Origin of the sequence: Rossellomorea vietnamensis (genome assembly GCF_025398035.1) — a bacterium.
Classification (GTDB): domain Bacteria; phylum Bacillota; class Bacilli; order Bacillales; family Bacillaceae_B; genus Rossellomorea; species Rossellomorea vietnamensis_B.
This window is the reverse complement of sequence record NZ_CP104558.1, coordinates 3,952,494-3,974,537: the sequence shown is the minus strand read 5'-3', so window position 1 is coordinate 3,974,537 and position 22,044 is coordinate 3,952,494. Positions and strand designations below refer to the sequence as shown.

Below are 22,044 nucleotides of genomic sequence, written 5' to 3'. Positions count from 1 at the left end.
TTGAATGCATTAACCTGCCTTTCAGTTTAAACTTCAAAGGAAAAAGCGTTGATTCTTTTAGATCAACGCTTCCTTTCATTTATCTATTTATTACTGGATTACGACTGGTATGGATCGTTTACTCGCTCATATCTTCTTCCATATCCTTGTCGTTCAAATGATTCTCGACCTCTTTCATGGATTCATAGCTTGAAACGTCTGTCACTTCCAGTCCATCCGTTTCCACTGCGACAAATCCGTCTGACGATTGAAGAATTTGTGCTTTTATTTCTTCATTCCCGGTCAAGTTGTATTTTTTGACGAGGGTGGTTTCCCCTTTTTCCTCCATTGCTGTTAATTCAGCAGAATAGGAATCAAGATCCATCCCCTTTTGGATTCGTTCTTGCAGCTTTTCACTGCTGAACAGGTCTGCTGCCGGTTCGTCCATTTCCTGGGTTTCCTGCTGATCATTCATTTCTGCTGTATCGCTTGATGTATTCTCTTCCGGTTCGGCCTCGTCTGAACCGCACGCTCCCAGGATTGAGAGGGAGAAAAAAAGGTTTCCTGCTATCAGTAGTTTTTTCATGTCGTTCTCCTTTCTTTGGTTTCTACGATACTATCTCTCATTTATTCATTATCCTCTCAGGGTTTTTGTTAAACATTGGAACATTCTCCAGCAATATAAAAAAGACAGCCCTGATTTAGCTGTCTCTTCGTCTTTATTTACTTGAACCGAACTCTTTCCATATTTCCTCTAAAAGCAGCTTATCCGTGAGGAGTTCATACCCCGTCAGCGCAAGTGCCTTTGCCCCGATCACAAGGGCACGGTCACCCTCGGTGGATTTAGCCGCTTCCCTGAATTCGTTCGTGTGAACGACGAGGGATTCGGGGCCGATTTTGATGTAGGGGTGGATGGTCGGGACCACGCGGCTGACGTTTCCGGCGTCGGATGAGCCGAGTCCCTTTCGTTCCGTATCGTCGAAGGATTCGCCCAGTGACTCGATGGAGTGCTGGAATACTTGATCGAAACGGCGGTTGAGCTGAAAGTGATCGACTTCATTTTGGATTTTGATGATATTCAGTTTCGTCCCCGTGGCAAGAGCCGATCCCTCAGCGATGGCTTTTACTTTCTTCGTGACTTCATTGCACGCTTCCCTCGTTGCAGCTCGTATATAAAAGCGGGCTTTTGCATAGTCAGGGACGATGTTTGGCGCGTCCCCACCGTGGGTGATAATGCCATGAATCCGTACATCATCGGTCACGTGCTGACGAAGGGCGTTAATGCCGTTGAACAGCTGGATCACACCGTCGAGGGCATTGATGCCGTCTTCAGGGGAAGCTGCCGCATGGGCAGATCTTCCTTTAAATTCGAAATCAAGGGGGTCCACCGCAAGGGTTTTCCCTGTCTGTGTTGTCCGATTGAATGGATGGACCATCATGCAGGCATCCACTCCTTCGAACAAGCCGGCCTTTACAAAACTGCCCTTCGCACTTCCGTTCGGACCGCCTTCCTCGGCAGGAGTACCGAACACGACCACTTCCCCTCCTGTTTCCTCGAGTACGGACGACAGGGCGATGGCCGCCCCGCAGCTTGCCGTCCCGATGATATTGTGACCACAGGCATGGCCGAGTCCAGGCAGGGCGTCATATTCAGCCAGGTAGCCGATGACCGGTCCTTCCTTCCCTGAATGTTTGCGTGCCACAAAGGAAGTCTCATGACCCGCCACTCCCCGTTCAATGGAGAACCCGTTTGCTGCAAGTAAGGTGGTTAAAGTCTCTGAAGCAAAGAACTCTTCGTTTCCGATTTCAGGTTTGTCGTGGATCTGATGGCTGGTCGACACGAGTTTCACAGCCAATTGATCGACTGCAGAGACGATGTTGTTTTTGCGATCGGTAATCACTGCTGGTTGACTCATCTCTTTTCCCTCCTAATGCAATTCACTGACCGGCACGAATGTCGGGATCAGGGAATCTTTGTATGATTTCTTGATATGTTCCGCTACGTCATCTTCCTGATAGAGCTCTACGATCTTTTTATAGGTCTTATTGTCTTTATCTTTTTCCTGTGCCGCGATGATATTGATGAATGGCTTGGATTCCGCCCCTTCGATATAGATGCTGTCATCAACCGGGACGAGTCCTGCTTCCACCGCTACGCCATTATTGATGATCGATGCTGCCACATCCGGCAGTACCCTCGGTGTCTGGGCAGCGACGACCGGTGTGAATTCAAGGTTTTTCGGGTTTTCTTTGATGGCTTCGAGACCTTGTGACTGATCAAATCCTTCTTTCAGTTTGATTAGGCCTGATTCCTCCAATAAGAGAAGGGCACGTCCAAGGTTAGTCGCCTCTTGAGGGACGGCAACTTTACTGCCTTTCGGTAACTCTTCTACTGATTTATATTTTTCCGAATAGATGCCCATCGGCGCGATGATCGTCGAGCCGATCGGTACAAGGTCCAGGTTATGTTCTTCCACGAAAGAATCAAAATACGAAATCGTCTGGAAGGCGTTCAGGTCGATATCCCCATCAGCCAGCGCCTGGTTTGGTCTCACGTAATCGGCAAACTCCACAATCTCAATGTCAATTCCTTCCTTCGCTGCTTTCTCTTTCATATACTCCCAAATCGGCACCCCGGATCCATTCACTCCGACTTTCACGACTTCGTTGTCACCTGAACCGGATGCACTGTTTCCGGAGCAACCGCTCAATAGTAGGGTGAATAATAGAATGGCGATACTTGCTAGACTGATTGATTTTTTCATATTCTTCTCTCCTAACGTCTCCTGATGATTTTTGATAATGTATTTCCTGCCGTCTGAAGTCCCTGTACCATCACGACTAAAATGATGACGGTCACAATCATGACGGATGTTTCGAATCGCTGATATCCGTATGCGATGGCAAGATCCCCAAGTCCACCGCCTCCGACTGCCCCGGCCATGGCTGATGCCCCTACAAGTCCGATCGTCGCGATTGTGATATTCAGGACCAGTGTACTCAGTGCTTCCGGAATGAGGATGCCGAAGATGATCTGCCACGGCCCGGCCCCCATGGACTCCGCCGCTTCGATGACTCCCGGTTCCACTTCAAGGAGCGAGCTCTCTACCAATCTCGCAATATACGGTGCCGCAAATACTACAAGCGGGACGACGGCTGCCGCCGTGCCGATTGACGTGCCCACTACCAATCTTGTAAAGGGGATGATCGCCACCATCAAGATGATGAACGGGATCGACCGAAACACGTTGATAATGCTGCTGAGTACTGAAAAGACGGCTTTATGTTCAAGTAAGTGCCCCTTCCTCGTCACCACAACGATGATGCCGAGGGGAAGCCCGATCAACGTGGCGAATAAAAGGGAGAATGACACCATCGCCACGGTATCCCATGTCGCTTCAATAATTCTTGGCCAGAATAATTCCCAGTTAACTTGCACGCTTCTCCACCTCGCTTACGAATAATCTGTTTCTCCAATATTCCAGGATTTCTTCCGTTTCGTTCTTGCTGCCGATGATCTGTACGATGAGATTCCCGAACGGCTTGCCCTGTAGTTCCGTGATCTGTCCGAATAATACATTGATATGGGCATTGAATGTCTTTGCCGTTTCGGAAAGGATCGGCGTTCCCGTCGAATCCCCCTTGAAAATAAGGCGGCAGATACGCCCTTCCTTGCTGTCATTTAATTTATCAAGAACCGATGCCGGCAGCTGATCATTCATGACACTCTTCACAAAGTTTCTCGTCGTCGAGGTCTGGGGGTTGGAGAAGATATCGAAGACGCTTCCCTCTTCCACGATTTCTCCATTTTCCATCACCGCGACCTTGTCACAGATTTCCCGGATGACCCCCATTTCGTGGGTGATCATCACGATCGTAATGCCATACTCCGCGTTGATTCTCTTTAATAAATTGAGAATCGATTCCGTCGTCTGAGGATCCAGTGCCGATGTGGCTTCATCACAGAGCAGAATCGAAGGCGACGTCGCCAGTGCCCTTGCTATCCCTACCCTTTGCTTCTGCCCTCCTGACAGTTCATCGGGATAATGCTTCGCTTTATCTTCAAGTCCGACAAACGCGAGCAATTCCTTTACTCTCTCGTTGATTTTATCTTTCGGCCATTTTGCCAGTTTCAGAGGGTAGGCGATATTCCCTGCTACCGTCCGGGATTGAAACAAATTGAAATGCTGAAAGATCATCCCGATGCGGTGCCGCTCTTTCCTCAGATCGATGGCCGACTGATCCTTCAGGCTGCGACCCTCTATGAAAATATCACCCGAAGATGGTTTCTCTAAAAAATTGAGACAGCGGACAAGCGTGCTTTTCCCCGCTCCACTGAATCCGATCACCCCATAAATCTCTCCCTTCTCCACTTCAAAGGAAACATCCCTCAAAGCAGTGAATGGGCCATCCTTCGTCTCGAATACTTTCGTAACATTCTGAACTCTGATCATACAGAACTTGCTCCTTTCGTTATGTATTCTTCTCGGTGCCTGGGTTATAAGGACATGGGTGAAAATAAAAAGTGCCCCTCTTCATAAGAAGAGAGGCACAAATATGTATATGTCCCGCTCTTCTCATCTTTCAAGTCATATGACTTGATGGAATTGGCACGGTATTCATTAAGAACCCGTTGCCGAGGTATCGCAGGGCCAGTCCCTCCACCTCTCTGGATAAGAAGATAACGCTTTATTAAGTTAAAGTTATGATGCGTTTCTGCATTAGGGTAATGGTAAAGGATTTTAGCTGGGTTGTCAATCCTGTTTTTCAATATATTTCATTATGGAGGGCAAACCGGAGACGGTTCTTACTCTATTTTTTGGCTTTAAGAGAAATTGAGATTACTTGAAAGGAGAAGGTAGAAACGGAATCGGACCCACTTTACGATCAAGGATATAAGCGGAGGTTTTCCGGTTACATTCAGTTTGGAACTAGATTTGAGGGAAAATAAGCGGAGGTTTTCCGCTTACACACAGAAAAATCACCTCATATTGTATTTCTTGAGTCAATAGGCGGAATTTTTCCGTCTATTTCAGCTTTTTTTTAAAGTAATGACGAATTAAGCGGAATTTTTCCGTCTATTGATTAGCTCTGGTGCTTACCCGGATCTCACTAACGATAATTGTGCTAGTTATCTTAACAGGCTGTCTACTATATTCACTCATAAAGGAGCGACCAAATATTATCTATATCGTACTTTTCCAGGTCATCGCCTACCCCATAAACAACTGTGCTATACTAAAAGAAAAAATATTCAGACTTTTCAAAGGGGCCAATTACATGAAACCAAACATTATCGACATAGTCCAATCCCAGGTCATCGCTTCCATCAAGGATGAAAAGGACCTCGACAAAGCCATACAGTCAAACGCCAACATCGTGTTCATCCTTACAGGCAATTTAATTACGATGAACGGATATCTGAAAAAGCTGAAGGACGCCGGTAAAACCACGTTTATCCATATTGATTTCATCGATGGGCTGTCCAATACGAAGAGTGCCATTAAATACATAGCAGAAATTTGGAAACCGGCTGGTATCATTACGACAAGGAGCAACCTGATCAAGTATGCGAAGGAAGAAGGCTTGATGACGATTCAGCGTCTCTTTTTGATCGACCGGAATGCCCTTGATAAGGGAATTGAAATCTCCCATAACTGCAAGCCCGATGCCATTGAAGTGCTTCCTGGTCTGATGCCTTCTATTATTGATAAACTCACGACTATGACAACCCTGCCCATCATCGCTGGTGGCTTGATCAGTAATAAGCAGGATATTCTGAATGGGTTGAGTGCCGGCGCCCTCGCCATTTCTTCCGGGGATCCGAAGCTTTGGAATTTGGATGTTTGACTAGAAAGGACTGGAACTCATCTGAGTTCCAGTCCTTTTAGGTCCCTACCTTTTTTTCTGCATCATCATCTTTTCTTTTTTTCCCGATCCACGGGAGGCGAACTCGTACGATCGTGATCTCCCGCTCTTCAAAGATGTTTCCAATTTTCGTAATAATGAAGGTTACCAGTGTGGCAAAGATGACGAGGGAATAAAATCCAGCTCCAATGCCGATGCCGACTCCCCCCACGTAAAAAATCATGGCTGCTGAAGTGAGTCCTTTCACCCTCAACCCGTCCTTCAGGATCACGCCTGCCCCAAGGAATCCCAGACCGGATACGATCTGAGCGGCAAGACGGAATGGATCCATCATCTTACCACTACCCGGTTGACTGAGCATCTCGGCCCCTTGAATCGAGACAATCGTGATCAACGTACAAGCCACTGATACATATGTGTATGTTTTTAAACCAGCGGGCTTATTTTTGGATGTCCGGTCCCACCCTATGATGAATCCTAATATTGCGCTCACGACAATCCGGAAATAGATATCATGCTGCCAGAAGAATCTCGTTACTTCATCCATGTAATGCCCCATGACCTCTTCCTCCTTAAATGAAAAAAAGACCGCGCCACAAAACGAATACATGATTTCTCCACAGTATTGTGAAAAAAATCAAACCATTCGCTTCACAGGGGATCTCTTTTACTCTTCCTATCAAGCTTCATCTTATTCCTTTCATCATACACCAATTCCCGCTTCATTTCAACGATATATCTAAAAATTCTAAATATACACTAAATTAAACCTAAATGCCCATTTCCTCTAGCTTGGGTACATTGTATGATGGACTTAAACAGTGAATAAAGTGGGTAGAGATGAGGAGAACCCTATGTCAATCGCGTGTACGGTCATCGTGCACTCCATTGCCATGGGGTTCTTTTCTTTTTTACATAAACAATAGAAAAAGGAGGAAATGATGTTGAAAACCAACTCAATAACCCGGATAGCCACCCTTCTTGTTTTAGTTATCACAGGATTGTTATTACTTCAGTTTCACAATGCAAGTGCGCAAGAAACCAACCCGCCCCTTATCATTACGGAAATCGTAACCAAATCTGCAGGGTCAGGACAGCCCTATGAGTACGTCGAAATCTATAATACCACCTCAGAAGCCATCAACCTGCAAGACTATCAGCTTCAATACTTCACAAGTAACTTCTCAAGCCCTGCCAACCGCTGGCCCATCGAAGATAAAATCATCCAGCCGAAAGATTCCCTCGTCCTTTGGTTAAAGAAATTAGCCTATCCTGATGTACCCCTTTGGGACTTCAACTCCAATTATGAGATGAACCTCACGCCCGAGGATGTATACGAAGTCAAGCTGACCTCAACTGGTCAGGGCTTGCATGACAGCAGCCTGCGTCAGGTAGGAATTGCGGACGCCGATGGCACGATCCTCAGCACCGCTCTCATCAATGATGGCGAAGTAGATGGCATCACGAACCGGAGCATCACCTATCAGGCTACCAGCTCTGCCGCGATGACCAAGCTTAACAATGATGAACAGCCGACTCCAGGCGTCGTTCTGACCGGACAGGTAGCTGGCACTGCGACACCTACAAACCTGACCGCAACTCCAGCCAACCAGTCGGTTACCCTTGAGTGGGAAGCGACGGAGGGTGCCGTTTCCTATCAAATCTACCAATCTGATGGATCGATCACTTCTACGGACGATGCCACATCAATCTTAAACGGGTTGGAAAATGGAAAGGCCTATACGTTCAGGGTGACATCCGTGGACGCAGAAGGAAATGAATCCCCGGCAACAAAAGAAGTCCGGGCCGTCCCACAGGAAATTGTGGATAGTGAAGCCCCATCCACTCCAACTGGATTAAAAGCAACTCCAGGCAAGGATCATGTCAAGTTGCTTTGGAATGCCAATCCTGACAGTGATCTTGCCGGATACCGCATCTACATCAACGGGACGCTTTACGGGACCGCCCCTGCTGACCAAAAGAGCATCGACGTATCCCCTCTGGAATTGAACAGGGAGTACTCATTCAAAGTAACGGCAATCGACCAAGTCGGAAACGAATCGAAACCGACCAAACCACTCGTCACAGGTCCGAGTGAAAATGTCCCGATACCAAACCTGCTGATCACGGAATTGATTCCGAATACAGATAACTATGCAGGTTATGATGCATTTGAATACTTAGAGCTTTATAACAACAGCCCCGACCCAATCGATTTAAAAGGATATCGGTTCGCGTCCTACAACTGGGATGAAGAAATCGGGGACACTCATATCTTAAAGCCTTGGGATACGGTGGTGATCTGGACCAGAAACACTGCCATCAGCCCTATCTCCCTTGAAGCGTTCAACTATAACTATTTTTATGGGTACAAGAGTAAGTATCTTCAGGAAGAGGATACCATCGTCCTCGGTGATATCGCCGGCCTGGTCAATGGCGGCAATACGCTGACCGTTTACGACCCTGATGGACGCGAAGTCGTAAGGGCCGATTATTCAGGAGAGGATGTTTCCCTGAAACAAACCGTCACCTATTCCTATCCAAAGGATAATACCCGGACGATGGAAAAATTGGCCGCGGGTCAAAGTCCGACACCGGGATGGGTCATTGAAGATCAAGCACCGGATCGTCCCGTGGCAGATCAGGAACCACCGCAAACACCGACCAACGTGGATGCCACTGCAGGCAACGGAGAAGCCGTTTTAACATGGGATGCTTCCAGTGAAACCGATCTGTACCGCTATCACATTTACAAAGATGGAGAACTTGAATATTCCGTCGATCCATCACAGACAGACTTTACTCTTTATACATTAGCGGGTAATCAAACATACACGTTACAGGTAAGTGCAGAGGATACATCAGGGAATGTGTCGGAGAAATCAGATCCCGTAAGCGTCAGACCTGATCACCAGCTCATCACCCAGGTGGAACGTTCCCAGCATGAGAAGGACCCCGCCTACCAGGACCTGTGGGATATCAGTACCGACGGCCCGGTGATCGCCGGACTATCAGAAGGGCTCGTTCCACAAGGATTGACCTATTACAAGAAAAAAGACTGGCTCATTACCATCGGCTACGTGGATGATGGGATCCGACCGGGTACTATAACCATTACAGATCGCACAACTGGACAATTAGTGAAATCCGTTGTCCTCTACAATACGGACGGCACACCGTATACCGGACACGCAGGCGGAGTGACCGTCAGTCGTGATCACGGTTGGGTGGCCTCAGAGAATCACTTATTCAGCTTCGATTTAAGCGACCTGGTCAATGCACCAAACAACGGGGAAATCCAGTTCACCAAGCAGATCCCCATCCCCGTCGAAGCGGCATACACCGTTTATGATGAAGGTATTCTCTGGGTCGGGGAATTCTATGAAGCAAGCTCCTATCCGACCGATCCAACTCATCACATCGAGAACCGTGACGGAGACATGCACTACGCATGGATGATCGGATACGATCTAGAACGAAACAACGACATGCTAAGTAAAGACCAGTGGAATGGCTCACCTGAGGTCAACGCCATACCGGATTACGTCCTCTCGACAACAGGCAAAGTCCAGGGAGCCATCATGCAGAAGGCTGCAAGAAATGGCGTCACACTCAGCACTTCTTACGGCAGGGCAAACGACAGTGTGCTGTATCGCTATGAATATCCATTAAAAGAAGATCCTCACGCATTTGTCACAGTAGAAGGAAAACAAGTTCCATTATGGTTCCTGGATGGTCACACGGCCAAACCCCGTCAGAGTGTCGAAGCCATCCCGATGCCAGAGGGAATAGTGGAAATACAGAAGGAACTGTACGTCGTATTCGAATCCGGTGCCAACAAATACCGCTACACCACCACCTACCCGATGGACCGGATGCTTAAGATTGATATGAAGAAGTTGATGAAGGACGATAAGGGGATCGAGTAGCATAAAGTCGTCATAGAAGAGAAGGATCTCAGTATGTGAAAAAACCAGACCTAAATAAATGGCTCTGGTTTTTTCTTATGAGGTTAAAGCCACCTTAATTGAATAACTTATACCAATATAAAGTGGTCTCAATATTAGGGTTATAGGACTGCTTCAATGTGTCAACTCCACCCAGTATGAAGCCTTGTTTCACATAAAACCTGCATGCACCAAGATTATCATCCTGTGCTTCCAATGACATTCCTATCAGTTCTCTTTGTTTTGCCCACTCTTCTGCTTTATTTAATAGCAACGCTCCGACTCCACTGCCTCTATACTTTTTCTTAGTCGCAATGTTTTCAATATAGCAGAAGCGATTCCAATCCTTCACGACTCTAATTTGCCCAATGCATTGACTATTCTTATAAGCTAAAAATAGAGCTTTATCTTGACTGTTTATATATTGGCTCCAATCAAGTTTGTCCTCCGGGAAACGAATATCTTTGGTTTCATCAAATAATTTCTCTTCAAAAGACCATTTTCCTGATTGAAAACTGGGTACAAGCTTACCAAACACTTTAAAAGAATCATTTGTTTGATTGATGTCTTCAATTAATACATCCTTTAATGGAGAAATGACGATTTTATCTTCACTACCCAATGATACACACTTCCTTTAATGATGTTTTGAAATTACATTATTTAATAACCATTCAACCCTATCTTCCACCTGTCATCCAAAGTGACTATGAAAATACCAAACAATAAGAAACATACTAACAATTCCCCAAGCAGTCGTACTCGCTATCCACCAAATGATGGATTTAGCCTTCACTGAGCTCTCCTCACCTTCCGAATTTGCTGTTATATAAGCGAGCTTATTTTCCATACTTGTTTTCATAGAAAAGAGCACAATAAATCCGATTATGATGAAGCCAATAGTGATCCAGAGTAATAGGTCCACATGATATACCTCACATTGTTTGGGAATTAGTTTTCCCTTCCATTTTCCAGCCCAACAATTTAATAAGGGCAAAAGTCGGATCAAATAGTTGATCTTCAGTTATTTGATATCTAAAGATCACGCATGTTCCAAACAACTTCTTCTCCATCTTCTTTCCAGGTACTATGGTGGCGTATGAAACCAATCTTTTCAAGAACTCGAAAGGAAGCAATATTCCAAGACCCAACAGTAGCCCACAGACGTTTACGCCCAGTTGCGCCCGCAGCTTCTATAATTGCTAATGCAGCTTCTGTTGCATAGCCTTTCCCGTGGACACTTTTGAAAAGTTCATAAGCAATTTCCGGCTCTTCTATAGTAGAACGACCAATAATTAATCCACAATACCCAATCATATCTCCTTCCTCTTTGCGTCGGATTGTAAGTGCACCTATACCACTTTCCAGTGCTCTATCACGTAAACTGATAACATGTTTGCGAGCATCTTCAAGAGTTGGCTTATCAACTCCACGTTCCCCAACAAGTTCCCTATACCAAGATGCATCCGATTCCTCCCATATACTCAAGTAAAGCCGTTCAGTCATTATTTCAAAATCCATTATTGAGAATCCACTTGTCATCTGATAACCTCCTTGTCGATTTTTTGGGAACGGGCGATAGGAAAAGATAGAGTAAAAACCGTCTCCACTCTACTCTTAAATCACACCAAAATTAGCAGCAGATATAGCAGTGTAAATATCTCTTTTTTTACAGTAATAAAATCAGACCTAAAATGGATCTGGCCTTTTTGTCTATATTCCTTCTTATGCTGTTAAAACCCTCTATGACTTAAAAACAATTTTTAATCATATGTTTTCTTTCTTCGGTATATTTCACTTCATACGCCCCTGTTCCTTCGCTGTAATAACTACATTCTTGCTGAATTTTCCCTGTCTCTCTCCATTGCATATATACATATTTTTCCTTAGGCTCATCTTTAAAAATAACGTAAGCAAATGTGCCTTTGATTCTATTCGTATTTAACTTCATACTGTATTCTGCTTCAATTGATAGAAGATCTTCTTCTGTATATCCATTTCCCAACAAATGTTCTTTGACTTGTTTTTCCATTAAATAATCCCTTATAAAGTTTCCATGTAATGCATCATAAATAAACATTAGGACTCCAACCACAACGAAACAAATTAACACAATAATTATTGGCTTTATATATTTCTTCAAAATACAACCCCCTCAACAACCTTGAAAAGTCACTTGAAATTTTTTCGTTGATTAATAGCAACAAGATACACCATAATCGAAAACAAAATGTTAGAGGATAATGCAATTGCAGACAACAGATTTTCAACATTAAATATGAGCAGAAATGTTATTGCCGCCAACACACCAACGATTAAAGGATAGGTAACGTTTATTCGCTTATACATTTTGGAGAGAAGAAACGCAAAAGCACTCACCAATAACAACATTATGAATATTTGAAATATCATAAGTGGAAAAAACTCCATAATCCCCCTCCTTCTTTAGTGTAATTTTACACTTATAGGGTGATTTTATCAATAATTATTTTCCATCATTTACAATTGCGGAACGGTTCCTATTCTTCTTTTCTATATAGTTTCGGGCTGATGGCCCAAAGAAAAAATCCGAACGATGAGTCGACATTCATTAATGAACATCGAATTGCGTTCGGATTTTTTATCCTTTGTTATAAGCATATAAAATGTACTTTACAGGAAAATCAACAGCGGTATCACGTTAAATTCCCTTCAACGCATCCTTATACCTTTGATAATAAGCCTCCACATTATTCAACAACAACAACTCCGTATACAAATACACCTTCATATTAAAATCGTTAAAATCAATCGCAGTCAGTTCCTGAATCTTCTTAATCCGATAATTCAACGTATTAGGATGGATAAACAGCTCATTCGCCGTCTGTTTCCCCTTCCCGTCATTCGCCAGATACACCTCAAGTGTCTTAAGCAAATCTGTCTGCTTCTTTACATCATTCTTTATCAATACCAGCAGATCATCACTGTAATAATCCTTTGACGTGTTCTTCTCATAAAGGGTCGGCAAGTACCGGTAAATACCCAGATGAGCGAATTCCCGTGGCATGGATTCAGGACGCGGGCTGATGAAGTTAGCCGTTTCAATGACTTCTGATGCTTCCAGGAAGCTTTTTCTCATTTGATATAACGTAGTGTATTCCTTCCCGATTCCGATCAGGAAGTTGTAGAATTCTTCCTCACCAGTTTGTTCTTTCACCTTTTCGACGAGGTCCCTCGCTAGTTCCAGGGAAGAAGACGGTGTGTCTGCTTTGCCGTAGAGAACGAGGATCACCTGGTATTCCGTCCGCAGTGAATAAACCTTTGTGTTGAAGCTCGATTCCTGTACCAGTTTCTCCAGTTGGTCGAGCATCGGCTTATAGTCTGACGATGCAATCGAGTACACCGCTACCGTGAACCGTTCCGGCAGGGTCAGTTTGACGAGGGAGGCATCATGGCGGAGCTGGCTTTCACTGCCGTACTCGTGCTGCAGGAGATGCCACAGTACTTCTTCTTTTCTGTCTTTTTTGATATTGACCTTTGCGTACATATCATTGATCAGGTTTCCAAGATGCGCGGAGATCTCTTCAAGGAAACCGAGCTCTTCATTTTCGAGAAGGCGGTTGGATTCCTGAACCCAGATGTATCCCATCGTGTTTCCCAGATATTTTGCGGCGATGACGACGCGCTGGTGAAATCCTAGTTCTTCCATCGCCTGCACCCGGATCGGATCCGTGTGTTTTTCGAGCTGGTGGACGATGCCCTCTTTTTTCAGTCGGTCGATAATAAAGACCGGACATTTTTTCGTAAGGATTGTCTTTAGCTGTGTTTGGTCGAATTTATTAGAAGAGGAACTATATGAAATCAGCTCGAAATTTTTGTTTTCTATGATGACGGGATTGCCCAGTTTTGAGCTGATCAATTCCGTTGCTTTATGAATGTCTTCTGTTTGGAGGATGATATCTATTGCTTCCATAGGAATCTTACCTTTCCACGAATGTTTGTGATTCCTATTATAGCGTTAAATCCCCCAATAAAAAATGAAAAGCTCCCCCATGTCGGGAGAGCTTGTCGTATTCGGTTTATTCCTCATCCATAAACGGATAAGTAATATCGGTTGTTGGCGCAAAGTTTTCTTTGATGATACGAGGACTGGTCCAGCGAATCATGTTGAAAACTGAGCCTGCTTTATCGTTTGTACCTGAACCGCGTGAACCGCCGAATGGTTGTTGGTTGATCACGGCACCTGTTGGTTTATCGTTGATGTAGAAGTTACCAGCTGCACCGGATAGGCGGCGTTCCAAGTGCATGATCGCTTCACGGTCCTGTGCGAAGATCGCACCCGTTAAGGCATACATGGAAGCTGTATCCACTGAAGTCAGTGTTTCTTCTAATTGATCGTTTTCATATACATAGATCGTTAAGACCGGTCCGAAAATTTCTTCGGTCATCGTTTTGAAGTTTGGATTCGTTGTGACGATGACAGTCGGTTGAATGAAGTATCCAACAGAATCATCATACGTACCGCCGGCAATGATTTCAGCTTCTTCTGAATCAGCCGCGTAGTCGATGTAGCTTGTGATGGAATCAAAGGCAGGTTTATCAATGACTGCACCCATGAAGTTCCTGAAGTCACGCACATCCCCTACTTTAAGCTTCGCCGTTTCTTCCACGACACCATTTTTCACTTCTTCCCACATGCTTGCTGGGATGTAGGCACGTGATGCTGCTGAACATTTTTGACCTTGGTATTCGAATGCACCACGAACAAGTGCAGCGACTACTTTGTCAGCTTGAGCCGTTTCGTGAGCGAAGACAAAGTCTTTACCGCCTGTTTCCCCAACTAGACGAGGATATGATTTGTAGTTAGTGATATTTTCTCCTACTGTTTTCCAGATCGTCTGGAACACGCTTGTTGATCCAGTGAAGTGGAATCCTGACATACGTGGATCTGTTAACACCACTTCTGATACTTGTGAACCGCGTGAAGGAACAAAGTTGATGACGCCTTTAGGCAGTCCAGCTTCTTCCAGGATACGCATGAAGTAGTAGTTTGATAGGATAGCTGTTGTTGCCGGTTTCCACACGACTACGTTCCCCATGATTGCAGGAGCTGACGGCAGGTTACCACCGATTGCCGTGAAGTTGAATGGTGAGATCGCCAGTACGAAACCGTCTAATGCACGGTATTCCAGGCGATTCCAGATGTTTTTCATGCTGTCCGGCTGCATTTGATAGATTTGGTTTGCATAATCCACGCCAAAGCGTAAGAAATCAGCTAATTCTTGTGCTGCATCGATTTCCGTTTGATACGCAGTTTTGGATTGCCCCAACATCGTTGCCGCATTGATGACGTCACGGTATGGACCAGAGATCAGGTCAGCCGCTTTCAGGAAGATGGATGCTCTGTGCTGCCATGGCATATTAGACCATGATTCTTTTGCAGCCATTGCCGCTTCCACTGCATCGCGAAGTTCCTTTTCACCTGCTTGTGAATACGTAGCCAACACATGTTTGTGATCATGTGGCATTACTACTTGCTTCACTGTATCTGTCTTGATTTCCTCACCATTGATGATGACCGGGATCTCAACCTCTAGACCAGCTTGGCGCTCTAATTCAGCTTTTAGCGTTTCTCTTTCTTTCGTACCTGGGGCATATGTATTGCCAGGCTCATTTGTAGGTGTTGGGATGTTGTAAATTCCGTTACTCATTCTCTTCACATTCCTTTCTGATTTCAATCTGTCTGGATGTTACTTGCTGAAGATTCCTTTTAATGCGAATGCGATGTTCGCCGGCCGTTCCGCCAGACGTCGCATGAAATACCCGAACCAGTCCTCGCCATATGGCAGGTAAATGCGGACGGTGTATCCTTTTTTCAGTAATTCGGACTGCAATTGGTTCCGCATGCCGTAAAGCATTTGAAACTCAAATCTGTCATTCGGGATATTGTGTTCTTTCACTAATCCGATCGTGTAATCGATGATTGCTTCATCATGGCTTGCGATCGCTGTATAATGGCCGTTCAAGAGCTGCTTCTTGATAAGATGCTTCAGGTTCTCATCCACCTTTTTCTTCTCCTGGAACGCCACTTTACCCGATTCATTATATGCACCCTTCACAAGCCTCAAATAAGGGGAGAACTGATTGAGATCATCCACATCCTTATCTGAAACATATAGATAGGATTGGATCACCGTCCCCACATTGTCGTACTTTTGACGGAGCTTCTTGTAAACGTCTAGGATGGCATGGCACCTCGAGGAATCCTCCATATCGAGAGTGACCGTGATTCCGCTTTCATTTGCCTTCGACAGAATCAACTCCATGTTTTCCATGACAAGATCTTGACTGATATCCAACCCCAGGGAAGTCAGTTTGACAGAGATTTCAGTGTTTAGCCCATGATAGGCGATGGCACTGATACTCTGGATACATCCTTGGACATTCTCCCGCACCACCTCTGTGGAATCGACGAACTCACCAAGATGATCGACCGTTACCTGGAATCCCTCCTCGTTCAATTGCGTAATCAATGGAATCGCTTGTAAAAAGGTTTCTCCCCCCACAAGATTGTTAGCCCCAAATTTCGATCCCCACCGTTTGGCCATCTTATCCAATGCCTTATTGTGAGAAAGAAACATGAAAAAACGCTTACTGATTGCTTCCATGATTACAACACCTCCTTATAGTGACTGTTACCTCAAGTGTGAGGTGATTAAACGAAGAAATGTAAATCTTAAGAAAATTATAACGGGAAAAGCGGCTCTGAAACAACGTGCTCGGGACACAAATATTTGTGGGTTGAGTTATGGTGGGAGCACAAAAGGGGGGCGAATAAATTGAAACTATCTGTTATCGGTTTCCGTCTAATTAATAAACATATGCTAAGGAGTGTAAATATGGAAAAGAAAAAGGGCATGATACCTTCCATCATCTTCGGTTCTATTATTCTGCTGTCTATTCTGGCATTGACCTTCTTTATCTTTAATGGAGATTCCATTCTTGAGGGTATTAAAGACGGATTCACGGACGAGGAATACATATCAGTTCAAGATTAATTTATATTAGTGAAAAGGGGGAATGTAATGATAAATTTCTTCATCATACTTATAGGATTTTTTATTGTAATTTCAAATGTTATTGGATTTATTTCATATAAGAAAAAGAAGAGTCTATATTCTGCTGCCTTTACTATACTTCTTCTAGCAGCTTTATTTGCGTCCATCGGGGGATTACTAGCACTCTTCATCATTCGAGATCCTTTTGCCATATTTTATGGTCTGCAAGTTGGGTACTATTTACTGATTAATAGTCTGATTGTTTTATTGATTGCTATTGGAGTAAGTGTCGTAAAAAAATACAACATTGAAAATTGAGGTATAGGCTAATAATGAGTCTGCGGAAAAGAGTGGGGACGGTTCCGCCTCTACCATCCCCTCAAAAAGTAGAGTAAGAACCGTCCCCTCTTTGCTCGCTTTGCTACTTATAACTTCTTTTCCGACAACAACCCCTTAACCGACTCCAACACATAATCCGGCGTCCAAACCGTTCCCCTCAAATCCTCCTCCCTGGTGATCCCGCTCAGCACAAGGGCCGTTCTCATCCCTGCTTCGATCCCCATCCGGATATCGGTTTCCAGGCGATCACCGATCATGACGCATTCTTCCGGCTCCAGTTGTAATATCTTCAGTGCTGCCTTGATGGTCAGGATCGATGGTTTTCCAATCTGCACATCAATCTTTCTCCCGACAACGGCCTCCACCGCGCCGATCATCCCAGCACAGTCCGGCACATCACCCATTTCTACTGGACAGGTTTTGTCTGGATTGGTCGCAATCATCTTCGCACCGAGCTTGATTGACTGATAGGCAAAATTCAAATGGTCATAATGAAAATCCCGGTCCCATGAAAGCACGACGATATCCACCTCGGCAGGTGTCATTCCTTCCCGGAATCCCGCAAGTGTCAGCTCATCCTTGATGGGCTGCTCCCCAATCACATACAACGTCGCTTGGGGATGATGTTCCTTTAAATAGTCAATCAGGGTAACCGTCGGATTCAAAATGTTCTCAAGGTTGGCCTGAATATTAAATCCGTTCAACTTCTCCACATAGCGCTGACGGGACTCAATGGTCTTATTGGTCAAAAACAGCACCTTTTTTCCTTCCTTGAGAAGTGCATTGATGGTGGTGTCTGCTCCCTCTATCAACTGTTTACCGAGATACACGGTCCCATCCAAGTCGAAAATATACCCCTTTAAATTCTTCATTTGTACCCCCTCCAACAAATAAAAAATTCCTTAAGCATGACGATTTCTCCAATTGAATAATTGGATTTTTCGTCATACCCAAGGAATCTCCTCATCTTTATCCTTGTACCTATTCATTTACAAGTGTTGTGTCATCAAATCTTCGCCGATGATGACCTTTGATGTTCCGAGCTTCTCCACCTCTTCTTCATACGGTTCGCCGTCGGATAGGTGGACAAGAACAATCTTCCCGATTCTATCCACATCATACTTTTCAACGATTTCAACAAGACTGCTGTGATTGCCTGCCACTTTCCTCGCAGACGTTGCTTCATGGATTAACACATCTATATGGTCATACTCACCAATCCGTGCGTTGATTTCCGAATCGCTCGAATATACGAGCACCCTTCCGGCACATCGTACTTCAAGCCCGACTGTTGGAACAGAATGTAGGGCCTTAAAGCAGGAAAACGTCATTCCCCCTCCAGACAGAATTTCCGTTTCCCGATCACCATCAAATGTCTCGATCTCAATCGGAAAGGCAATCGGCCATTGGTCGGCTTCCATAGTATCGAGCCATTCCTGAAGCTTCCTCTCATTCCGCTCGTCACACAGAATCCTTAAAGGCTTCCTCCTATCGTCAAGCCACATCCCCCATAGCAGGGATGGCAAGCCGTAAATGTGATCAATATGAAAATGGGTGAACACGACGGCATCAAGTTCCTTTAAATCTATCTGCAGCTGCTTCAGTTTCCTGCAAGGGTTTCCGCTGACATCGACCAGCACATGATACTTATCATTCGAGAAGCAGATGGAGGTATTGTCGCGTTCCGAACCGGGATACGCACTCCCCGTTCCTAAAAAATGAATGTCCATCAGATTCCCTCCTATTTAATTCCTGAGTGCATAAAGCTCGATACGAATTGTTTTTGAAAAAGGAAAAAGGCAATGACCAATGGCATGATGACCATGACCGTACCTGCGGCAACCATCCCCCACTGGGCGCCTGTTTCATAGGATTGTGCAAATAATGCAAGCCCGACGGTCAATGGGCGGGACTCAACGGAATCCGTGATGATCAAAGGCCACATGAAGTTGCTCCAATGGTGGCTGACGGATACCAGGGCAAAGGCTATATAGGTCGGTTTCGCCGATGGTATATAGACATGCCACAGGGTTTGATACCATTTACATCCGTCCATTCTTGCCGCTTCATCAAGATCAAATGGAACCTGCTTGAACGTCTGGCGCATCAGGAAGACCCCGAACGCCGAAGCCCAATACGGCATCATGACGGCAAGCTTGGTATTGACGAGTCCCAGCTGGCTGATGACCTGGTAGTTTGGGAACAGCAGGATTTCAGGCTGAATCATGAGCTGCAGCAGGAACAGGATGAACAAGACATTCTTTCCTGTGAAGTTCACCCGTGCAAACGCATAAGCAGCAAGGGTCACCGTGACGATCTGGACGATCAACACGCCAAACACAATCACGAACGTATTGAAATAGTATTGCAGAAATGGTGCCGTCTCCCATGCCTGGATGTAGTTTTCAAACGTCGGATTTGTGACCCAAAACGGAAAGCCTCCATTAATCACTTGATTCCCCGGAGAGAAAGAAGTGACGACCACCCAAAGCAGGGGGATGAATGAAAGAATCCCTAGAACAATAATGATGCCATAGTTCAGTTTTTTCATCGTCGCTTCCCCTCCTAATAATGGATTTTCCGATCAAGATATAAATAGTTAAAGGCAGTGATACCGAGCATGATGACAATCAGGATCACGGTCAGCACCGCGGCTTTACCAAGATCCCAGTTCGTAAACGCCGCTTCGTAAATATGGTAGAGTAATAGATTACTGGCATTATCCGGTCCACCTTTGGTCATTATGTACAGGTGGTCGACATTTTTGAATGAATTCGTGATCGCCACGATCATGACGAACAGCGTCGTCGGCATCAGCAGAGGAAACGTGATATGACGGAACATCTGGAACGGTTTTGCCCCTTCCATCTCAGCCGCTTCATACACGTCACTCGGCAAATTCTGCAAACCTGCCAGATAGAAGATCATAAAGAAACCCGCATCTTTCCAGATGATCATGACAATCATCGCAACCATGACGGTACTCGGGTCCCCCAACCAGCTTGTATCCCCGCGGCCGAACGTATGGAGAAAGTTATCAAGCAATCCATACTGAGGCGTGTAAATGAAAAGCCAAATATTCGCTACCGCGATGAGCGGAACAATGGTCGGGTAAAAAAAGGACGTACGGAGCAAGGCGCTTCCTGCCATTTTCTTATTCAACCAGATGGCAAGATACATCGCCAGGAACAGACTCGTAGGTACTGTCCCGATCATGAAGAGGATGTTATTCAAGATGACCTTCCTGAAAATTTCATCTCCGAAGACTTCCTTATACTGTTCCAATCCGGAAAATTGCAGCCTCGTCATCGGACCGCTGTAGAAGCTTAACTGAATCGACTTCAGCGTCGGATAAAACGTAAACAAGGTTAAAAAGATAAATGAAGGTAACAGCAACCCGTAGGCGAACAGATTATTCCTTGCCCGGGAACTGAATTTTCTATGTTTCGTTGTCATCGATCAGTCCCACCTTTCTTGTGAAAGGAGCCCAAGGGCAGCACACTGTCCACTTGAGCTCCACTTCTTTCAATGCTTCACCTGTTGCCGTTTACTGAAATGGCTCCAACACGTCTTCTGCTTTCTTCTGTGCGTTATCCAATCCTTCATCCACAGGGCTTTGACCCGTTAAGATCGATTGAATGTTATCATTGAAAATTTTCTGTACTTCACCATTTTGATAGGTTGCGAGTTCACTTTCTGCATATTCCAATTGCTCACGGGCAACCAGTGCAGGAGGGAATTCCTCTACATACTTCTTCAACACGTCTGTCTCGTAAGCCGATTCGGTGGTGGCGACATATCCTGTATCGATGGACCACTGAGCCACACGCTCCGGTTCAGTCAGGAATTTCATGAACTTGACGGCTGCTTCCTTGTTTGCTTTTGGCAGGCCTTTGAACAAGTAGATATTCCCGCCTCCTGTAGGGGAACCATATTGCTCGTTCGCCGGCAGGAACGAGACACCGAAATCAAAGTCCGCATTGTTCTTCACATTTGTCAGGTTACCTGTCGTATGGTACATCATCGCCGTTTTTCCACTCAGGAAGTCAGAAGGGACCGTCGCCCATTCAATGACACCCTCCGGCATGATTTTATGTTCCTTTCCAAGGGATAACCAGAAATCCATTGCTTCTTTTGCATATGGTGCATTGAAATACACTTCTTTTCCATCCTGGGACATGATATTCTTTTCTGTCTGAAGAGCCAGCGCCTGGAACATCCAGTACTGATAGCCGGTACTCGGAATCTCAAGACCCCACTGATCCTTTCCACCATTCTTCGTCAGCTTCTTCCCATATTCCACAAGCTGATCCCAGTTTTCTGGTGGAGCTTCCGGATCAAGCCCGGCTTCCTTGAATGCATCCTTATTGTAGTAAAGGACGATCGTACTGCGCTGGAACGGCAAGCTGTACACTTTATCCCCGATGGAAGAGTTCGCCATGAATCCATCATAGAAATCATCCAGATACTTTTCATCGAACATCGGCGTCAATTCCTCAATCAGGTCATTCTCAAGCAATGTAAAAAGGTCGATGGAGAATAATACGGCAAGCTCAGGCGAATTTCCTGCCTGGGCCGATGCCATCACCTGGGTCATCGTCTCGGCATAACTGCCTCCGTATTTCGCATTCACCTTGATGTCGGGATTCTCTTTCTCGAAATCCGCCACAAACCCATCCACGATCTTCGCTACATCACCGCCAACCGCTACCGGGAACCAAAAATCAATTTCAGTCGTTTCACCTCCAGCGGTATCACTGCTGCTGCATCCGGCAAACACAACCATCAACACTAAAACGAATGATAAAAGCCTGATCTTCATGTCATTTCCTCCCCTTTTTTTTCATAAAAAAACCCATGAACAATAAACTGCA

The 22,044-nt window shown here is 45.2% G+C and carries 22 protein-coding genes and 1 riboswitch; of the genes, 4 read left to right on the top strand and 18 right to left on the bottom strand.

All coding sequences use genetic code 11. The annotated features are described in order from the left end of the window. Positions 1–118: 118 nt before the first annotated feature. The 5 genes from N5C46_RS20330 to N5C46_RS20310 all read right to left on the bottom strand — a co-directional run bounded on the left by N5C46_RS20330 (position 119) and on the right by N5C46_RS20310 (position 4,433). A complete protein-coding gene (locus N5C46_RS20330; RefSeq protein ID WP_261749999.1) occupies positions 119–565 on the bottom strand; it encodes a hypothetical protein in 447 nt (148 codons plus the stop codon). A 133-nt stretch (positions 566–698) separates the two neighbouring features. Beyond that, complete coding sequence (locus N5C46_RS20325; protein WP_261749998.1) at positions 699–1,895, bottom strand: M20 family metallopeptidase; 1,197 nt, start codon at positions 1,893–1,895, stop codon at positions 699–701. 12 nt (positions 1,896–1,907) lie between these two features. Further along, positions 1,908–2,744 carry a MetQ/NlpA family ABC transporter substrate-binding protein gene (locus N5C46_RS20320; protein WP_261749997.1) on the bottom strand — a complete coding sequence of 279 codons (837 nt, stop codon included), beginning with the start codon at positions 2,742–2,744 and terminating at the stop codon, positions 1,908–1,910. An 11-nt stretch (positions 2,745–2,755) separates the two neighbouring features. After that, on the bottom strand, positions 2,756–3,355 hold the full coding sequence (locus tag N5C46_RS20315; RefSeq protein WP_420720466.1) for a methionine ABC transporter permease: 600 nt from the start codon (positions 3,353–3,355) through the stop codon (positions 2,756–2,758). Between the two features lie 52 nt (positions 3,356–3,407). Beyond that, the gene (locus N5C46_RS20310; RefSeq protein ID WP_261749996.1) at positions 3,408–4,433 is read right to left on the bottom strand and encodes a methionine ABC transporter ATP-binding protein; all 1,026 of its coding nucleotides are present in this window, start codon (positions 4,431–4,433) and stop codon (positions 3,408–3,410) included. Positions 4,434–4,553: 120 nt separating this feature from the next. Then, positions 4,554–4,659: riboswitch (SAM riboswitch) on the bottom strand. 600 nt (positions 4,660–5,259) lie between these two features. Here N5C46_RS20310 and N5C46_RS20305 point away from each other — a divergent pair. Beyond that, the gene (locus N5C46_RS20305) at positions 5,260–5,829 is read left to right on the top strand and encodes a glycerol-3-phosphate responsive antiterminator (protein ID WP_261749995.1); all 570 of its coding nucleotides are present in this window, start codon (positions 5,260–5,262) and stop codon (positions 5,827–5,829) included. A 37-nt stretch (positions 5,830–5,866) separates the two neighbouring features. On the opposite strand, the gene N5C46_RS20300 is transcribed toward N5C46_RS20305, so the two are convergent. Continuing rightward, on the bottom strand, positions 5,867–6,406 hold the full coding sequence (locus N5C46_RS20300; protein WP_261749994.1) for an MgtC/SapB family protein: 540 nt from the start codon (positions 6,404–6,406) through the stop codon (positions 5,867–5,869). A gap of 382 nt (positions 6,407–6,788) precedes the next feature. Between N5C46_RS20300 and N5C46_RS20295 the strand changes: the two genes are divergently transcribed. Beyond that, entirely contained in the window at positions 6,789–9,776 is a 2,988-nt protein-coding gene (locus N5C46_RS20295) for a lamin tail domain-containing protein (protein WP_261749993.1), read from the top strand. A gap of 94 nt (positions 9,777–9,870) precedes the next feature. On the opposite strand, the gene N5C46_RS20290 is transcribed toward N5C46_RS20295, so the two are convergent. The 7 genes from N5C46_RS20290 to N5C46_RS20260 all read right to left on the bottom strand — a co-directional run bounded on the left by N5C46_RS20290 (position 9,871) and on the right by N5C46_RS20260 (position 16,441). Continuing rightward, entirely contained in the window at positions 9,871–10,416 is a 546-nt protein-coding gene (locus tag N5C46_RS20290) for a GNAT family N-acetyltransferase (RefSeq protein ID WP_261749992.1), read from the bottom strand. A gap of 72 nt (positions 10,417–10,488) precedes the next feature. Beyond that, positions 10,489–10,719: a hypothetical protein gene (locus N5C46_RS20285; protein WP_261749991.1), complete on the bottom strand. Its 231-nt coding sequence runs from the start codon at positions 10,717–10,719 to the stop codon at positions 10,489–10,491. Between the two features lie 110 nt (positions 10,720–10,829). Continuing rightward, positions 10,830–11,336, bottom strand: a complete 507-nt coding sequence (locus tag N5C46_RS20280) for a GNAT family N-acetyltransferase (RefSeq protein WP_261749990.1) — start codon at positions 11,334–11,336, stop codon at positions 10,830–10,832. A gap of 208 nt (positions 11,337–11,544) precedes the next feature. Then, entirely contained in the window at positions 11,545–11,937 is a 393-nt protein-coding gene (locus N5C46_RS20275; protein ID WP_261749989.1) for a DUF3139 domain-containing protein, read from the bottom strand. Positions 11,938–12,474: 537 nt separating this feature from the next. Next, positions 12,475–13,746: a PucR family transcriptional regulator gene (locus N5C46_RS20270; RefSeq protein ID WP_034756376.1), complete on the bottom strand. Its 1,272-nt coding sequence runs from the start codon at positions 13,744–13,746 to the stop codon at positions 12,475–12,477. A gap of 106 nt (positions 13,747–13,852) precedes the next feature. Beyond that, entirely contained in the window at positions 13,853–15,484 is a 1,632-nt protein-coding gene (pruA, locus tag N5C46_RS20265) for an L-glutamate gamma-semialdehyde dehydrogenase (RefSeq protein ID WP_159362536.1), read from the bottom strand. A gap of 39 nt (positions 15,485–15,523) precedes the next feature. Continuing rightward, positions 15,524–16,441: a proline dehydrogenase gene (locus tag N5C46_RS20260; RefSeq protein ID WP_261749988.1), complete on the bottom strand. Its 918-nt coding sequence runs from the start codon at positions 16,439–16,441 to the stop codon at positions 15,524–15,526. Positions 16,442–16,672: 231 nt separating this feature from the next. Between N5C46_RS20260 and N5C46_RS20255 the strand changes: the two genes are divergently transcribed. Then, positions 16,673–16,831: a hypothetical protein gene (locus tag N5C46_RS20255; RefSeq protein ID WP_261749987.1), complete on the top strand. Its 159-nt coding sequence runs from the start codon at positions 16,673–16,675 to the stop codon at positions 16,829–16,831. Between the two features lie 27 nt (positions 16,832–16,858). After that, the gene (locus N5C46_RS20250; protein ID WP_261749986.1) at positions 16,859–17,149 is read left to right on the top strand and encodes a 3-isopropylmalate dehydrogenase; all 291 of its coding nucleotides are present in this window, start codon (positions 16,859–16,861) and stop codon (positions 17,147–17,149) included. A gap of 107 nt (positions 17,150–17,256) precedes the next feature. Here the strand turns inward: N5C46_RS20250 and N5C46_RS20245 are convergent, their stop codons facing one another. The 5 genes from N5C46_RS20245 to N5C46_RS20225 form a co-directional block, all read right to left on the bottom strand. Next, on the bottom strand, positions 17,257–18,042 hold the full coding sequence (locus tag N5C46_RS20245) for an HAD-IIA family hydrolase (RefSeq protein ID WP_261749985.1): 786 nt from the start codon (positions 18,040–18,042) through the stop codon (positions 17,257–17,259). Between the two features lie 117 nt (positions 18,043–18,159). After that, positions 18,160–18,900, bottom strand: coding sequence for an MBL fold metallo-hydrolase (locus N5C46_RS20240; RefSeq protein WP_261749984.1), 741 nt, complete (start codon positions 18,898–18,900; stop codon positions 18,160–18,162). An 11-nt stretch (positions 18,901–18,911) separates the two neighbouring features. Beyond that, entirely contained in the window at positions 18,912–19,721 is an 810-nt protein-coding gene (locus tag N5C46_RS20235; protein WP_034756365.1) for a carbohydrate ABC transporter permease, read from the bottom strand. Positions 19,722–19,735: 14 nt separating this feature from the next. After that, positions 19,736–20,626: a carbohydrate ABC transporter permease gene (locus tag N5C46_RS20230; RefSeq protein WP_229594477.1), complete on the bottom strand. Its 891-nt coding sequence runs from the start codon at positions 20,624–20,626 to the stop codon at positions 19,736–19,738. Positions 20,627–20,717: 91 nt separating this feature from the next. Continuing rightward, positions 20,718–21,992, bottom strand: a complete 1,275-nt coding sequence (locus tag N5C46_RS20225; RefSeq protein WP_261749983.1) for an ABC transporter substrate-binding protein — start codon at positions 21,990–21,992, stop codon at positions 20,718–20,720. Positions 21,993–22,044: the final 52 nt, after the last annotated feature.

Excerpts from the sequence above, each read along its gene's own strand:
- N5C46_RS20330 (WP_261749999.1), bottom strand. The coding sequence starts at position 565 with ATGAAAAAACTACTGATAGCAGGAAACCTTTTTTTCTCCCTCTCAATC.
- N5C46_RS20325 (WP_261749998.1), bottom strand. The coding sequence starts at position 1,895 with ATGAGTCAACCAGCAGTGATTACCGATCGCAAAAACAACATCGTCTCT.
- N5C46_RS20320 (WP_261749997.1), bottom strand. The coding sequence starts at position 2,744 with ATGAAAAAATCAATCAGTCTAGCAAGTATCGCCATTCTATTATTCACC.
- N5C46_RS20315 (WP_420720466.1), bottom strand. The coding sequence starts at position 3,355 with ATGGTGTCATTCTCCCTTTTATTCGCCACGTTGATCGGGCTTCCCCTC.
- N5C46_RS20310 (WP_261749996.1), bottom strand. The coding sequence starts at position 4,433 with ATGATCAGAGTTCAGAATGTTACGAAAGTATTCGAGACGAAGGATGGC.
- N5C46_RS20305 (WP_261749995.1), top strand. The coding sequence starts at position 5,260 with ATGAAACCAAACATTATCGACATAGTCCAATCCCAGGTCATCGCTTCC.
- N5C46_RS20300 (WP_261749994.1), bottom strand. The coding sequence starts at position 6,406 with ATGGGGCATTACATGGATGAAGTAACGAGATTCTTCTGGCAGCATGAT.
- N5C46_RS20295 (WP_261749993.1), top strand. The coding sequence starts at position 6,789 with ATGTTGAAAACCAACTCAATAACCCGGATAGCCACCCTTCTTGTTTTA.
- N5C46_RS20280 (WP_261749990.1), bottom strand. The coding sequence starts at position 11,336 with ATGACAAGTGGATTCTCAATAATGGATTTTGAAATAATGACTGAACGG.
- N5C46_RS20270 (WP_034756376.1), bottom strand. The coding sequence starts at position 13,746 with ATGGAAGCAATAGATATCATCCTCCAAACAGAAGACATTCATAAAGCA.
- pruA (WP_159362536.1), bottom strand. The coding sequence starts at position 15,484 with ATGAGTAACGGAATTTACAACATCCCAACACCTACAAATGAGCCTGGC.
- N5C46_RS20260 (WP_261749988.1), bottom strand. The coding sequence starts at position 16,441 with ATGGAAGCAATCAGTAAGCGTTTTTTCATGTTTCTTTCTCACAATAAG.
- N5C46_RS20255 (WP_261749987.1), top strand. The coding sequence starts at position 16,673 with ATGGAAAAGAAAAAGGGCATGATACCTTCCATCATCTTCGGTTCTATT.
- N5C46_RS20250 (WP_261749986.1), top strand. The coding sequence starts at position 16,859 with ATGATAAATTTCTTCATCATACTTATAGGATTTTTTATTGTAATTTCA.
- N5C46_RS20245 (WP_261749985.1), bottom strand. The coding sequence starts at position 18,042 with ATGAAGAATTTAAAGGGGTATATTTTCGACTTGGATGGGACCGTGTAT.
- N5C46_RS20240 (WP_261749984.1), bottom strand. The coding sequence starts at position 18,900 with ATGGACATTCATTTTTTAGGAACGGGGAGTGCGTATCCCGGTTCGGAA.
- N5C46_RS20235 (WP_034756365.1), bottom strand. The coding sequence starts at position 19,721 with ATGAAAAAACTGAACTATGGCATCATTATTGTTCTAGGGATTCTTTCA.
- N5C46_RS20230 (WP_229594477.1), bottom strand. The coding sequence starts at position 20,626 with ATGACAACGAAACATAGAAAATTCAGTTCCCGGGCAAGGAATAATCTG.
- N5C46_RS20225 (WP_261749983.1), bottom strand. The coding sequence starts at position 21,992 with ATGAAGATCAGGCTTTTATCATTCGTTTTAGTGTTGATGGTTGTGTTT.